Below are 15014 nucleotides of genomic sequence, written 5' to 3' on the forward strand. Positions count from 1 at the left end.
AAAAGCGCGTGACCTCCTCATCCATCTCAAGCATGATTTTGACTTAAAGGAAATGTGACATTTTAATGTATGAGTGGTTCGCGAATGACATGTGAAAAAATTGATGAAGCTCTCAATCTCAAATCCACAGGTAAAAAATGAATCCTCTATTAAATCGATTCATACAAAAAAGCTTGTCCCCTATGAAGGAAACAAGCTCTATTTTTTATTGCGCTTTCGCATAGTTTATAAACTCAACAAAGGCAGCTGTCGCTTTTGGACCGCCATTCATCGTTCCGTTTGAATACCCAGCGTTATGAACTCCAACGATTTGCTGGTTCTGATCTAGCATGGCAGAACCTGAATTTCCGCTGAATGTATCAATCGTATAGTATGCTAGATTCGTATCTTCTCTCGTCACAGGACCCGACATCTCCCACTGTGACACCTTGCCAGTCGATCTCATTTTATCACCAGGATATCCTGAGATTTTAATGGTTGTCCCAGTCAAGTTTGTCACCTGGCGGATGGATCGGTAGCCGACCGTATTGCCAATGTTCGTATCGGTTTTGATGACGGCAAAGTCATATTGACTTGCACCAGTATTAATATACCCGCTTGGCACATAGAACTCAGTCATTTTTGCTGAACCGTTCACCGCAGTACTATCATTCATACCAGGATATACGGTTCCTTTTTCACTATAGCTTCTCGATGCCGTATTATATACGCAGTGTCCGTTTGTCAAAATTTTGTTAGGAGCAATGAGTGTTCCCGTACAGCTGGAGCCGCCAAATGTAATATAAGCAATCGAATTGTATGGTGCTACTCTTGTATTTGCTACTTTGGTTCTACCATCGTCTCCAATGACGACTTTTGTTTGAAAATCTTTTAAATATTTTGATAGTGGTTTTACTTTTTCGCCAACAGTAGAAGAAAGATCATCCACTTTGTCAAAGGATGAGGGGGCTTTCGTATCATTGTGGAAATCACTTGAAGAAATTACTTTTCCATCAGAAGTCACCATGTCATAATCAGACGTTAGTACTGAATCCGATGTGGCATGGGCAAAACTAGGCACACTTAAAGCACCAAAAACGAGAAGAGAAGGGAGTAACATTTTCACCTTTTTCATCATATTCCTCCTTTATGTCCTATATCAAAAATCATACGATTGTTTCATATTGGAGTAAATGAGAGAATATTCTTATTTTTTACAAAATATTTCATTTTTAAATTAGGTGTTTTGTATCTTCCCAACCTTCAATTCTATCGATCTCTTTCTATGTGAACAGAAAAAAACCGCCTAATTGGCGGTCTTTCCTCTTTGTCAGCTCCACACATCTTTTACATATCTATTGTCATTTGCAAGGGCTGTCAGCCAATTTTCAGCTGTTTCCTTCGAGCATTGTTTCTCTTTTTGATAGAGATCGATTAGTGTAGCCTCTACATCTGGGGCCATGACTTTTCCGTCTCCGCACACGTACAGATAAGCTCCTTGATCAAGCAATTCGATGAGCATGCCGCCGTCTTCTTTCAACAAATGCTGGACATATACTTTTTGCTCATCGTAACGAGAATAAGCACGATGGATATGGACAACTCCGTTTTGCGCGGCAAGCTGCATTTCATCAAAATATAGATCATCTTCCTGAGGGTGACGGCAGCCAAAATATAAGTGGGCTTCGCCTAGCTGCTTCCCTTCCTTCTGCCACACTTCTCTTGCCTGAACAAATCCTCTAAATGGAGCAATTCCTGTACCTGGTCCGATCATGATCATCGGTATGTCTGATGAAGGAGGCAGCTGGAAGCCGTCTTGCGCTTCATGCAGGAAGCAGGCTACTTCTTCTCCTTCTTTTAGACCACATAAATAGGTTGAGGCAACTCCGGCATATTCTCCTCTGCCACTCCACGCTTTATCTTTTACAACTGCTACTGTGATACTGACTTTTTCTTCTTCTACCTTAGGCGAGCTAGAGATCGAATAATAACGCGGTTTCAAACCTGGTAAAAGCGCCAAAAAGTGTACAAACGGCAGCTCGCACGCTTCATATTGATCTAATAAATCCAGCATGGTTACTCGTTTCTTTAAAATGGCTTCTTGATATGCTTCACCAGCCATTTGTTCAAGCTCCACGCGGTGAGGCGGACATACCGTATGTGCTGCGAGCTCTCTTAGCTGTGTACGTGTCGCAGGCTCTTGAAGCTCAACATGCGAGGCGAGTAATTCTTTGATTGGAATCGGCTGATCTAATGGTAAATGACTTGCCTCTTTCTCAGATGAAAGCTTAATATGCTGCTCTGGATTTAGTTTAAAGCGGCGGGTCACACGCTGAACGAGTGCATCACTATTTTTCGGTACAATCCCGATATGATCCCCTTCTTTGTATGCTTTTCCAGCAGGCAATTTCAATTCAATATGTCTTGTCTGCCTCGTGCTTTTTTCTGATTGTAATTCTTCATTTTTCAGTACAACAGCTGAAAAGGCATCATATATTTTAGCTACAGGACGCTCCACTAGCTCATTCGTATAAGCAACTGATAGGTTTGGTTTTTCCTTCCCCTTTTCTTGGAAGGTGAGCTTAAATTCTTTTGCAAGCTGTTCGAAGACAGTTTTCTGGAAGATTTCTTTATCCTCATCCATATCACCGCCTGCATCACCTTCTCCTAAATCAGCTACACGTTTGGCTCCTTTGCTTTCAAGGGCCTCATCAATCAGACGGGGGATCCGCTGGTACGTACTCGCCCAGTTTCGATCTCCGCATCCAAAGACCGCAAATGTCACGTTTGATAAATCCTGCTCCTCATCCTGCGCCAGCCAATCCACAAATTGCTTCGCATTGTCAGGCGGATATCCGTTGTATGAAGCGGTCACGATGAGGACAGCACCTGTATCTGGCAATTGGCGTGTATATTCATCAAGCGGCGCAGTGGTCACATCGAATCCTTTTGCTTTCCCGTCTTCCGCCAATTCGTTCGCTATTTGCTTTGCTGTGCCAAGATTCGATCCGTACAAAACTAGCAGCGGTGTACCGTGACTCGGCACTTTTGACTCACCAGATTGGTTGCTTTTTTTCGGTTCTTCTTTCGGTGGTGCCATAAAGAATTGCTGCTTCCTTGGCCGCACCTTGATTTTGAAATCGTTTGGTTTAATCGTCAGAGATTCTTTTAAATCAAGCTCATAAGATGTGTGATCAATTAACTCTAAATTATGCAGAACCATCGCGAGAACCATCGTAGCTTCATGCAGGGCGAACTGCATACCGATACATGCACGCTGTCCATTCCCAAAAGGCTTGTAAGCATGCTGCGGGATTTTCTCAGGATGCGTAAACCGCTCTGGTTTAAATTCTTCAGCATCCTCGCCCCATACCGCTGGATCACGGTGTAATTTAGGGAGCAGAACAGAGACACTTTGATTCTTGTGAATCGGATATTTTCCCCCGATTACTGTGTCCTCTTTCGCATAAAGAGAGAACGTAGGCGCCGTAGGCCAGAGGCGAAGGGCTTCATTTAACACCATACGAGAGTAGCTTAGCTTTTGCACTTGTTTAAATGTCGGCAATCCGCCTTGCAGCACCTCATCTGCTTCTTGGACGGCTTTCTTTAATTTCTCTGGATTCTTTAGTAAGAAATAAATCGCAAAGGATAGCAGTCCACTTGTTGTTTCATGCCCTGCAATTAAGAAGGTGATGATTTGATAACGAATATTTTCATCAGATAAACGTTCACCTGTTTCAGGGTCCACTGCATGCAGCATAAGGGATAGTAAATCATCGCCTGTTTTATCTTGTTTTTTTCGTTCCTGAATAATGTCATCTACTAATTGTTTCATAAAATCGACATGTTGATCAAATTCTTTTCTTCTTTTGAACATGAGTTTATCGGCAATTGGCAATCGGCTCGACTGTTCCATTGCTTCATTTAAGCCTTTTAGCATGCTTTCAATGAACGGATGCTGATTTTCTTTATAAAAGCTATTAAAGCGAAAATCAAAACCGCAAAGACCGATCGTATCTAAAGTCAGCTTTGTCATATCCTCAGCTACGACAATTTCTTCATCGCGGCCTGTTCTTTGCCATTTTTGTACGAGTTGTGTGGCAATATCGAGCATCATCTCATGATAGCCCTTCATGGCCTGCTGGCTGAATGCCGGCATCAAGATTTGATGAGCCTTTCTCCAGTTCGGTTCTTCTGTCCAGCTCGTAAATAACCCATCTCCTGCAAATGCTCTTACTTTACTGAGACTAGTCCCAATGTATTTATCAAAACGGCTCTCATCAAATACTTCTTTGACAAGTTCATGGCTGGAAACAAAAATACTTGTTGCATTTGAAAATTCAAACTGAAAGATTGGTCCTAAATCATCTGCCAGCCGCCAAAAAGTTTGAGAAAGCTCCCCCTTTTTTATATGAGGAATATTTTTTAAAGGTCCGTATGTTTTTGGTTTTGGAATGATTGATGTTTGCTTCATATGCCCACTCCCTTTATCTCTTTATGATGCAACGCTGATGGCGCGCCATAAACATTGCTCAATCTCCTCTAAAAATTCAATTGTTGGCTCTATTTCTTCTGCAAGAATTTGTTTATGCAGCTGCACAAAAGCACCAAATACAATCGATAAAATGGTTCTGCCGGAGAGGTTTGGATGAATTCCATCCTTTTTCCCTTCTTCAAAGATAAGGAACAGCTCATGTAACAAATGCTGCATTTTCTCTTTGCTCGTTTCGTCTAAGTAATGGGACCGTTTATCAATCTCTAAAAAATACAGCCCGCTTGGATTCTCCTTTGTAAACAAAACCAAGCAATAAAATACATGCTTAAAGTACGCACGAATACTTACCTTTGGATCCGGACTGTTTGTGTTCATTTTTTCGATAAATGCTGAGAGGCTGCGCTGGTACAAAATATTGACGAGTGCCTCTTTGCTGTCGAAATAACGGTAAATGGTGCCCGCTCCGACGTTTGCTCTTTTTGAAATCATCGGCATTGTGGTGCCATCAAAGCCTCGTTCTATAAATAGCTCCAGCGAAGCTTTCATGATCTGTTCTTGTTTATCAGTCACTGCTGGCATTTCATCCCCTCCTTATAAAAATATAGGAATGAACGTTCATTCCGCTTGCGGTATATTATATTAATATTTCAATTTCATCTATTTATACTTAAACACACTTATTTTACTCCGTCACCACATTTTCTGAAAATAATAATAATTGAGAAATGATACCTAGTCAGATGACAGCCAAAGGACTTATAAAGATTGTCAAATGTGTGTCATGTAGGTGTCATCAGCACTACACATTCATTCCTGATCGATTGGAGACTGAATGTGGTCGTCATATGTATCAATATATAAGCTTCCATTACTTGAATGGACAGCATAAACAATGTCCTTTAAGGACAGCTGCCTTTTTTAAGCTCTTCTTCTATCCATTGCTCTGTTAAATGATTTTCATGTATGTTTTTTTGGATGAGTTTCCCGTCCATGATGACTTCAATCGGCATGTAACGCTCTGCCTTCATGAATAAATGAAGATCCTTCCGTGTGACATTTTCAAACGAAGGGTATTTTTTCACTGACATATGCCCATCTGTTTCAATCATGGCAAATTCAACTTCACTAATATCAAAGATGTCTTTTTCTCTCAGCTGCTGATTTAAATAATCAAGGGTATATCTCATTCCCTTCATATTTCCTTCAAGAATTTTTCCATTTTGTATGACAAGAGTTGGTTTACCAGCCATCAGCCCTCTCATCTTCCGGCTTCTTAATGCAATCAGGGAAATCACTTAAATAATCATGACAAGTGACACAAAGGAAATCGTTGTGTGCTGTAGCGGCAGCGTTGTATTAAACCCCAGGTTTGCAGCAATTGAACCTAAGCTGATGGCTGCTATAAAATCAAAATATTCATTTGCGCAATGGTTTGTTTCCCTAAAAGACGTGCTCCTCCAAATAAAATCGCAAAAGCAAACATCGTCCGAAGAATCACTTCAATATGTTCAGACATGCAAGTGTCCACCCTTCATTTGCATCAAAAAAAGCCTTTTCCTTAGAAAAGACTCTTTGTTAGACTATGCATTTATTTCATCATTATTCAATTGGGCAGTACTGCTTTGTTCAAATTGTGACCGCAGTTCAATAATTGAGCTATTCCTCACTTGATCTGCTTCTTGCTCAAGAAGCCACGTATAGAACTTAGCTTGCTCCGCTGTTTGCAAAGCATGCATATATTTTTGCGAGGAACGCTTCTCTGCAACGCGCTGCTTGATCCCGCGCATCTGCTTCCAAAATTGATAATAAGGGAGCTTGAGTTTGGTCATAAAGCCGCGAGCGTCCTCAATGACATATCCCTCTTCTTTAATTGTGTCATCATGAGAGACCGCCTGGTACCATTTATAAAAAGACGTCCAATCATGGAAAACAGCCACTTCCTGCTTGCTGGATATTCCCAGCTGCTTTCTTAATCTTTTCACTTCAGCGAATGGTGCTTTTTCATAGCTTAACTGCCGCTTCACTATATCGAGTAAAATGAGTTGATCTTGTTCATATGTGATAATATGCGGATCTTTTTCTGGCAAAATGACTTCAAACACAAGAGATACATGGTGGTCACGGACGTATGATTTGATGTAGTCAGCCTGCACGTCATCGAAGGTCTTATAAAATAGCTCTTCGACCCAGGAAGCATGCTGATTTTGTTTCACATGTGATGTATACGATTTGGACGTAAACACCAATTCATCTTCCATTTCGTTATACCCAACAGTTCCTAAGTATCCATTTGCTTTATCATATACGGTGACAGGGAATTGTAGATGGTTCACTAAATGCTGCATTCTTGTCTCCGGACGCTCATCAATGTTAAAAAATTTATTGTAGCTTCTAGACACAATCTGCTTTGAAACCATGTTGACAAACAAACCTCTTGCCTTCACATTCACATCGTCCCACTGCCGCTCACTAAAAGCCTTTTTCGTAAAATTAAAAGATGAAATATGGTGCGGAAGCTTTAATTCCTGTACATATTCATGCTGATCTAAATGAGCTAAAAAATCATCCAGTGAAATATCTGGCTGAACAGCAGCTGATTGTTTTTTCTCAGAGGCCCTGTAGACTGGATTGTCAATTTCATGAGTCTCAATCCCTTCAGCCGTGATTTTCAACACCCGCAGCTGCCCCCCAAATTCAACCTGACCTTCTAGGTTATAAGATCTTTCCGCTGCGTGAATTGGCAGTCTGTATAAATTGCGATGACCGTGAATTTGGATGACATCCAGCCCAGCCGTGTTTTGAACAAACAAGTGATCAATGTCATCTGAATATTCTCCTACGCCGTGAATGAGCTGCTGTGTTGAGACATGCAGAAGCTCTTCTGGCAAATGAGCAAGCCCCCCGTGGGTAACAAGAAATGTCTGATTATGGTACGTAAAATAAGTAAGCTGATGAAAGGTTCTAACAAACTTTCGTACTTCTTTTAAATCAAAGTCTGCTGCTTCGAGTTCAGGCGCAGTATGCCTGTTAAACATATTGCTTCTGACTTTTTCACCATGTGCAAACCGGTATAAATGCTGATCATGATTGCCTTCAATGACGATGACATTCCGGCATTCTCTATGGGCAAGCATCCATTCTAATACTTCTTTGTTTTCTATTCCTCTATCAAGAAGGTCACCTGCAAAGATATAAAGTTCGTTTTCTTTGATATCTCCTTGCAAATAAGTGGTAAGTGCGGTGTAACAACCGTGAATATCTCCGAAAACATGAATGGCCTCATATTGATCAAAGGATCGAGGCTGATAGGTCATCACTTGAGGATATTCCTCCGGCTTCAAAACAGTCACCCATGACGGGACCTTTTCTGTTTTTAACCGCTCGTTCATTTGATACAAAACAGATTCACGCACCACTTTGTGAGATTCACGTGAGCGATTTTGTAAAAGAGCTGTCTCAAGGGGCACCTGCGTGAAATCGACGACATACACCCTATAACGATACGATGTCGCTAAAGACTTATATTGAGAAATTGATTTGCTTGAAATATGTGTCGCATCAATCACAGTAAAGTCTCCGCGCTCCATACGGGCTGTGAGTAAATCGAATAATAAAGACCAAACTTTGTGGTCATGCTTGCTTGAAATGTCTAGTTTCCCATTGACTGATAGCTGCGGCGGCTGGGTTAACAGCCGGATTTGATCCGCTGATAAAGTGTAAGGCTCTAAGCCTTGTTCTTTGATCCATGTTGATTTACCTACGCCTGGGAGACCTCGTAAAAGGACTAAAGTTCTCATATTGGTTCTCCTTTAATGAGTGATATTTTACCTATTATAGATAAATTATGGATAAATCTCAATCTTTTATTGATTATGGTAATATATAGATAGAAAAGGAGGTTTTACGTATGTTTAATGGAGAGAATATGGCATTCAACATGGGAGATCTTCTATTTCAAGTGTTCTCTCTTCTGTTCATTGCCTTTATTGTGACAATCATTGTCATCGCGTTTCGCATGATTAGAAGAAAACGAATGGAATTGAAAAAAATCGAGGCAAGATTAAACAAAGTAATTGAAAAAAACGATCTAAAAGAGTAAAAAATCCGGGAGTTAACCGGATTTTTTTGTTTTCATCACGATTCCTTGACGCTGCTGCATCAAAAAGAAAAAGACACCTAAAAGAACAAGCAGACCGCCAAGCATTTGAAACAGCGTGACTTTCTCTCCAAGCAGCCATACAGCAAGGATCGTTGCCCCAACAGGTTCCCCTAGAATACTCATTGAAATAGTTGTCGCATTAACATAAGTTAAAAGCCAATTATTAATGACATGAGACATAGTGGGAATGATAGCAAGCAATAAAAAGATCCCCCATTCTTTAGCCGGATAACCTATAAAAGGGGTTTGATGAAGCAGATTGAATAAAATTAAAAAAAGACCGGCAAAACCAAATACACAAAAACTATAAATCCAATGAGATATTTTTCTTACAGCCTGTTGACCTATTAACAAGTAACAAACAACAGCGATCACACTCAAAAAGGATAAAATATCTCCTAAGATGGCTTCCTTACTATGACCAATATCTCCCCAGCCTATCATGAGGGCACCAACGATCGCTGCACACATCGTCAATAGAGCAGACATCGTCGTTCGTTCACGGAAAATGAGGAATCCGCCTAATAAGGACACCATCGGTTGTAGAGCGATAATAATGGTAGAGCTTGCCACTGTCGTCAGCTTCAGTGAGCCAAACCACAGCACAAAATGGAGGCCTAAAAAGAAGCCTGACATACATAAGAAAAACCAGTCTCTGCGTTTTATTGAGAGAAATTCTTTTTTTCTTGGCAGAATAAATGGCAGCATGAGAGCCGCCGCAAAGATCATTCGATACATACTTAAAATAGCAGCAGGTGCATTTGACCATTTCACAATGATTGCAGAAAACGAAATGGCAATAATTGAAATCACAAGAGGTAGTGCAATTGATTTCGTTTGAGTAGTTGTCTTCATTTCCATTAACAGCTTCCTTTACATCAGCAGTAGTTGAACAGTTCATCTTGTATGTCGTCATCTTACTATGTCCATTCACCTAGTGGCAAGATGATTTTTTTAAACTGGTGTGAGCTTTTTGGATGAAAAAAAACGCCCCTTTTATAGGGCGTTTTTGATGTTTATTTTGAAATCAATTCATGAATTCTTTCTTCAATAGGTGTTAACGGCCGTCCTAGTAATGTTTCGAAATCTTGGCTTTCGACAGCTAATGCACCATCACGTATGCCGCTTTGAATGGCTTTGACAAATGGGACTGCTTCTTTTGGTACACCATTTGAAGCTAAAAATTCTCCAAATGTGTCTACATCTATTTTTTCTACTTTGATTTCTTTTCCGCTCACCTTGCTGACAATTTGTGCAAGTTCACTATGCGTCCGAAGAGGTCCTGACAGTTCATATATCTCCTGATCATGTACTGGAAGTGTTAACGCATTTGCTGCCGCTTCTGCGTAGTCATTTCTTGTCGCCCAGCCAACCTTTCCTTCGCCAATAGGACTTAAAAATGGTGCGCCGCTGACTGACGCCAGAATCGTATCTTTTTCGTTTTCAACATACCAGTTATTTCTTAAAAATACATGAGGAATGCCAGAGGCCAAAATGGCTTCTTCTGTTTTGGCATGGTCATTTGCAAGGACAAGCTGACTCTCTCTTGCATTGACAACACTTGTATAAGCAATAAAATTCACATTTGCTGCTTTCGCCGCTTCGATTGCCGCTTTATGCTGCTGCACGCGGTCTCCATCCGCCGTTGAAATGATCAACAGACGGTCAATGCCCTCAAATGCTGATGTCAGGGTGTCTGGCTGAGTAAAATCTCCACGGCGTACATCCACCCCAGCATCCTTCAAATGTGCTGCTTTTTGCGGATTTCGAACACTGACTGCAACTTGTTCAGCCGGTACTTTTGTGAGCAAATGCTTGACGACGAGCGATCCAAGTTGTCCTGTTGCACCTGTTACTAATAATTTCATTTGTTTGACCTCCTCATTTTTCGTTCAACGGTGATGTACATTCGTTATAATCAAAATGGTTACAACAAAGGTGTAAAAAAGCTCCAAAGTACGAGCTTTTTTTATTCCGCCTCTGTTAATAATTGCTGAATTGTCACTTGCTTGAGGTGATTCTCAAGTGCAGCTTGTGCTTCTTTTAGTTCATGCCGAAGTCTCGTGTCCATCGCTTGACCAATCGGGCATGCGATGACGGGCTGATGAAAGTTAAATAATTCTTCATCTTCGCTTACATCCACAGCGCGGTACACATCTAACAGCGTAATATCCTCAGCCGGTCTTTTTAAATAAGCACCGCCCACACCGCGGCGAATCTCAATGAGACCCGCCCGTTTGAGCATTGCCATCATTTTTCGAACAATGGCTGGATTTGAATTCACGCTCTCTGCAATAAAATCACTAGTACACTCTTTTGGAACACCTGCAATAAATGACACAATATGAACAGCAATTGGATACCTGCTGCTAATTTGTTTCACAATCTTTCACCACCGTTGTAATCAATATAGTTACAATAAGTGATTTTGTCAATCAATAAACGGATTTTTCTTTCGTTCCCAATCCTGATATGTCATGATATCGTAGTCTTCTCCTGTATCAAGTTCAAGCGGAGCAATGCATTCAAGCAGATTCTCATCTGGGTCAAGAAAATAGATCGCTGCATGAAATTGCGGCGGATTATCGAGAACTAAAGGCTGCTTTTCTTCTGAAAAACCAAACATTGGGTGAATGCTGATGCCTCTTTCGATCAGCCAAGTCTTGATCTGTTCGATACTAGACGTTGTAATTTGAAAGGCAACGTGCCGAGTCGAGGGATGGTATGGAAAATGGTTCATATCTACTTTCCACAGGCCAAGCCAGCTCTTTCCTTTCTCAATCCATAAAAAAGCAACTCGTTCATTTTCATGAGCAAGTGTCAATTCCAATTTTTCATAAAACGCAATAGATGCCTTCAAGTCACTCACAGGTAAATGTGCTTCATATAAACCTTTCATCATCATCAAAATCACTCCTTTTCTACCTTCTATTCTGCAGGAGTTGATGATATTCTGCCTCAGCAAAACGATGTATTTTATCCCTAACATTAGTTTGAGAGACCTTGTATGTTTGACCCTTTGCAGATGGGGGAAGATGTTCAAATAAAAGAAAGGAGCGGTCCATATGCCTTGGACGATGAACGATTATCCAGCTTCATTTAAATCATTAGACAACGTCATTCGAAAAAAAGCGCTTGAGATTGCCAATAAAATGATTCAGGAAGGCTATGATGAAAATAGAGCCATTCCAATTGCAATTAGTCAAGCGAAAGAGTGGAAAAAGAACGCAACGGAGAAAGAGGTAGAGAATTTCTTATCTCATGGTTCTGTCAAACCTTCTGAAGGCAGCAGCTCCGCAAGACCAGAGCTCATGGATCATGCGCAGCATGTAGTAAAACACGAGGAAGGCTGGGCGGTTCAAACAGAGAAAGCGAAACGAGCAAGTGAGGTCAAAGAAACAAAACAAGAAGCAATTGACCGGGCAAAAGAGATTTCAGCTAATAAAGGAACATCCGTTGTCATTCACCGAAAAGATGGGAAGATTCAGGATGTGTTAAACCCGCAATAAGACCGCTCGTCAGCGGTCTTATTTTATGCATTCTTTTCTTTTTTCGTTGGTGTTTTTCTTTTCTTAGGCGCTGCTTTTTTCGCTTTGGCTGGTTTTGATCGGTCGATTGATGCCTGTAGTGCGGCCATTAAATCAGTCACATTGGATGCAGGATCTTTTTTACCTGTCGTTTCAGGTTGAACGGTATGTTCTCCGGATATTTTATCGCCAATTAAATTCATCAGCTGTTCTCTGTATTCATCCTGATATGCCGCTGGATCGAATGTTGTGGTCAGCTGCTCGATTAAAAGGAGCGCTGTATCTAACTCTTTCTTGACAATGTTCTCCTCTTGGGGAATATTCGGTACATCTGATACTTGTCTAATTTCGTCAGGGAAATGAATGGTTTCCATCAGCAAAATATGTTCATAGCACCTAACGATCGCTAATTGCTCCTTTGAGCGGATCATAATTTTTGCCACACCAATTTTCCCCGATTCCTCTAAAGCTTTTCTTAATAATGAATAAGCCTTCGCTCCGCCGGTATCCGGTGATAAGAAATAACTTCTTTCATAATAGATTGGATCAATCTCTTCAATCTTTACAAAATCAATGATTTCAACGGCTTTTTCTTCATTTTCTTTTCGCAGTTTTTCTAGCTCTTCATCATCCAATTCAATAAATTTATTTTTCGCATATTCATACGCCTTCACAATTTGTTCCGGCGCTACTTCTTCACCGCAATTGTCACATACTTTCTTGTAGTTAATGGGCGTGTGACACTCTTTATGCAGCTGTCTTAATTTAATGTCTTTGTTCTCTGTAGCGGTAAACAGTTTGACTGGAATATTGACCAATCCGAAACTAATACCGCCTTTCCATACTGTATGCATCTCGCTTCCTCCGTTCTTTTCTCCTTACTATGTAATGTTTTCATCAGACTTATGTATGTGATTGAAAATTTCATCCCACTCTAAGAACACATGATATAAGGAAGTGACATGCACAATGAAACCTATGCGATTAACACCTGCACATGATATACCTGCCGGTGCAGACTGGGTGTATGAATTAAAATATGATGGCTTTCGGGCTATTCTTGTATGGGAAGAAGACGAGATTCGTTTAGAAAGCAGGACCGGAAAACAGCTAAATGAGCAATTTCCTGAAGTGATGGATCAGTGCGAACAATTAAGAGACGAATTTGCTCCGTTTTTACCACTGACACTTGACGGAGAATTGGTCTTTTTACTAAGTGAACAGCAAAGTGAATTTGCGAAGGTTCAGCAAAGAGGCCGGCTGAAAAACAAAGAAGCCATCCAAAGACAGGCTGAACGATTTCCATGTCATTTCATTGCGTTTGATCTATTAAGATGTAAAGGGAAACCTCTCGTTGATTTACCGTTGACGGAGAGAAAAAATCAGCTGCAGCAAGTTTTCCAAGACGCAAAGCTCCCTTCATCAGTTCAGCTGGAGCACCCTTCCCTTCTGCAGGTCATTCTTACAGACCCAGACTCTGAATACATGAAAAACTTGATGACAATGTATTTAGCAGAAGGGTTAGTAGCGAAAAAAAAGACGAGTAAATGGCATGACAATACTCGTTCAAAAGAATGGTTGAAAATGAAAAACTGGCGTTATGTGTCTGTCATTGTGACCCGTTTTGACAAAGAAAATGGCTATTTCCAAGGCTCCATTTATCAAGATTCAGCTCTCATCGAGGTTGTCCAATTCAAGCATGGATTTTCTAAAGAAGAAGAACAAACACTGCGCACGCTATTTCAGACAAAGGGCCAGTTAACAGGAGGATCAACATATGAAATCCCTCCTTCTATCGTTGCCAGCATTGCGTGTATATCCTTTGATGGATCGGCGTTAAGAGAGCCGCGTTTTTCTTCCTTTTTACTGGATGCGGATCCATCAGCATGTACATTTCAGCAAATGCTCAAACAGCTGTATCCACTCCCTGCTGTTATAGACGTCACTCACCCTGAGAAACCCATTGTCCCGGCCCTTCAACTGAACAAGGCAGATTACTTACTTTATTTAAGACAAGTGGCTCCCTATCTTTTGCCTTTTTTACGCGAAAGGCGTCTTACTTTAATTCGGTATCCACATGGCACTGGAGACGAATTCTTTTATCAAAAGTCAACTCCTGATTATGCGCCGGATTTTGTTTTGACAGATGAAGTTGATGATATTTCTTACACGGTCTGTAATGATCCTCGTACGCTTCTTTGGCTTGGCAACCAGCTGGCGATGGAATTTCATATCCCTTTTGAAACAAGAGATACGGATCGGCCGACAGAAATCGTCTTTGATCTGGACCCGCCATCTGTAAATGAATTTCATCTAGCCATCGAAGCTGCTAAACGAATCAAAGTGCTTTTAGACGGACTTTTTCTCACAGCCTTTATTAAAACAAGCGGAGGTAAAGGGCTTCAAGTCTATATTCCTTTAAAGAAAAATGCCTTCACATACGAAGAAACAAGACAATTCACTTCGTTTATATGCCAATTTTTATGTGAGCAAGCACCGGATCTATTTACTCTGGAACGTCTTAAGAAAAATCGCGGCAATCGCTTGTATTTAGACTACATTCAGCATGATGCTGGAAAAACAATTATCGCTCCATATTCCCCGAGAGGAAATGAGCTTGGACTTGTTGCGACACCGCTTGAATGGGACGAACTCTATCATGATGAGCTTCATCCTTCTCTTTTTACGATGCCAGCAGTTATAGAGCGTTTAAAGGAAAAAGGTGATCCGTTCCGCCGCATGAGGCACCTTGTGAATGATGATGCTTTTAGACAAGTCTTACATCAGCTTGCACACATGTGACCTTCTCATCAGATGGACATCCGCGGTCATGAAGTTTACACTTATTCATTAG

Annotated in this window: 12 protein-coding genes and 1 pseudogene; 3 read left to right on the forward strand and 10 right to left on the reverse strand. The window is 40.9% G+C overall.

Annotated elements, in window-relative coordinates:
• Nucleotides 1-205: 205 nt before the first annotated feature.
• The 5 genes and pseudogenes from V6Z54_RS17640 to V6Z54_RS17660 form a co-directional block, all read right to left on the reverse strand.
• Nucleotides 206-1114 (reverse strand): trypsin-like serine protease, encoded by a 909-nt coding sequence (locus V6Z54_RS17640; protein WP_041085128.1) that lies wholly within the window; start codon nucleotides 1112-1114, stop codon nucleotides 206-208.
• A 195-nt stretch (nucleotides 1115-1309) separates the two neighbouring features.
• A complete protein-coding gene (locus tag V6Z54_RS17645; protein ID WP_338527551.1) occupies nucleotides 1310-4453 on the reverse strand; it encodes a bifunctional cytochrome P450/NADPH--P450 reductase in 3144 nt (1047 codons plus the stop codon).
• 21 nt (nucleotides 4454-4474) lie between these two features.
• Nucleotides 4475-5053 (reverse strand): TetR/AcrR family transcriptional regulator, encoded by a 579-nt coding sequence (locus tag V6Z54_RS17650; RefSeq protein WP_039178892.1) that lies wholly within the window; start codon nucleotides 5051-5053, stop codon nucleotides 4475-4477.
• A 228-nt stretch (nucleotides 5054-5281) separates the two neighbouring features.
• Nucleotides 5282-5990: pseudogene (locus V6Z54_RS17655) on the reverse strand (DUF421 domain-containing protein).
• A 64-nt stretch (nucleotides 5991-6054) separates the two neighbouring features.
• The gene (locus tag V6Z54_RS17660) at nucleotides 6055-8271 is read right to left on the reverse strand and encodes an RNA ligase (RefSeq protein ID WP_338527552.1); all 2217 of its coding nucleotides are present in this window, start codon (nucleotides 8269-8271) and stop codon (nucleotides 6055-6057) included.
• A gap of 110 nt (nucleotides 8272-8381) precedes the next feature.
• Here V6Z54_RS17660 and V6Z54_RS17665 point away from each other — a divergent pair, with 110 nt between their 5' ends.
• Nucleotides 8382-8573: a hypothetical protein gene (locus tag V6Z54_RS17665; RefSeq protein WP_041085125.1), complete on the forward strand. Its 192-nt coding sequence runs from the start codon at nucleotides 8382-8384 to the stop codon at nucleotides 8571-8573.
• 12 nt (nucleotides 8574-8585) lie between these two features.
• On the opposite strand, the gene V6Z54_RS17670 is transcribed toward V6Z54_RS17665, so the two are convergent.
• The 4 genes from V6Z54_RS17670 to V6Z54_RS17685 all read right to left on the reverse strand — a co-directional run bounded on the left by V6Z54_RS17670 (nucleotide 8586) and on the right by V6Z54_RS17685 (nucleotide 11538).
• Nucleotides 8586-9494 carry a DMT family transporter gene (locus V6Z54_RS17670; RefSeq protein WP_075611434.1) on the reverse strand — a complete coding sequence of 303 codons (909 nt, stop codon included), beginning with the start codon at nucleotides 9492-9494 and terminating at the stop codon, nucleotides 8586-8588.
• A gap of 155 nt (nucleotides 9495-9649) precedes the next feature.
• A complete protein-coding gene (locus V6Z54_RS17675; protein ID WP_041085123.1) occupies nucleotides 9650-10501 on the reverse strand; it encodes an SDR family oxidoreductase in 852 nt (283 codons plus the stop codon).
• Nucleotides 10502-10602: 101 nt separating this feature from the next.
• Nucleotides 10603-11016 (reverse strand): Rrf2 family transcriptional regulator, encoded by a 414-nt coding sequence (locus tag V6Z54_RS17680; RefSeq protein ID WP_025093258.1) that lies wholly within the window; start codon nucleotides 11014-11016, stop codon nucleotides 10603-10605.
• A gap of 48 nt (nucleotides 11017-11064) precedes the next feature.
• Complete coding sequence (locus V6Z54_RS17685) at nucleotides 11065-11538, reverse strand: VOC family protein (RefSeq protein ID WP_052468202.1); 474 nt, start codon at nucleotides 11536-11538, stop codon at nucleotides 11065-11067.
• 160 nt (nucleotides 11539-11698) lie between these two features.
• Between V6Z54_RS17685 and V6Z54_RS17690 the strand changes: the two genes are divergently transcribed.
• Nucleotides 11699-12142 (forward strand): DUF2188 domain-containing protein, encoded by a 444-nt coding sequence (locus tag V6Z54_RS17690; protein WP_041085122.1) that lies wholly within the window; start codon nucleotides 11699-11701, stop codon nucleotides 12140-12142.
• A gap of 23 nt (nucleotides 12143-12165) precedes the next feature.
• Here V6Z54_RS17690 and V6Z54_RS17695 read toward each other — a convergent pair whose 3' ends face one another.
• On the reverse strand, nucleotides 12166-13014 hold the full coding sequence (locus V6Z54_RS17695) for a Ku protein (RefSeq protein WP_041085121.1): 849 nt from the start codon (nucleotides 13012-13014) through the stop codon (nucleotides 12166-12168).
• Nucleotides 13015-13129: 115 nt separating this feature from the next.
• On the opposite strand from V6Z54_RS17695, the gene V6Z54_RS17700 reads away from it, so the two are divergent.
• Complete coding sequence (locus V6Z54_RS17700) at nucleotides 13130-14962, forward strand: DNA ligase D (protein WP_338527553.1); 1833 nt, start codon at nucleotides 13130-13132, stop codon at nucleotides 14960-14962.
• Nucleotides 14963-15014 lie beyond the last annotated feature (52 nt).

It is taken from the genome of Bacillus sp. MAG717A (genome assembly GCF_036884855.1).
GTDB classification, from domain to species: domain Bacteria; phylum Bacillota; class Bacilli; order Bacillales; family Bacillaceae; genus Bacillus; species Bacillus safensis.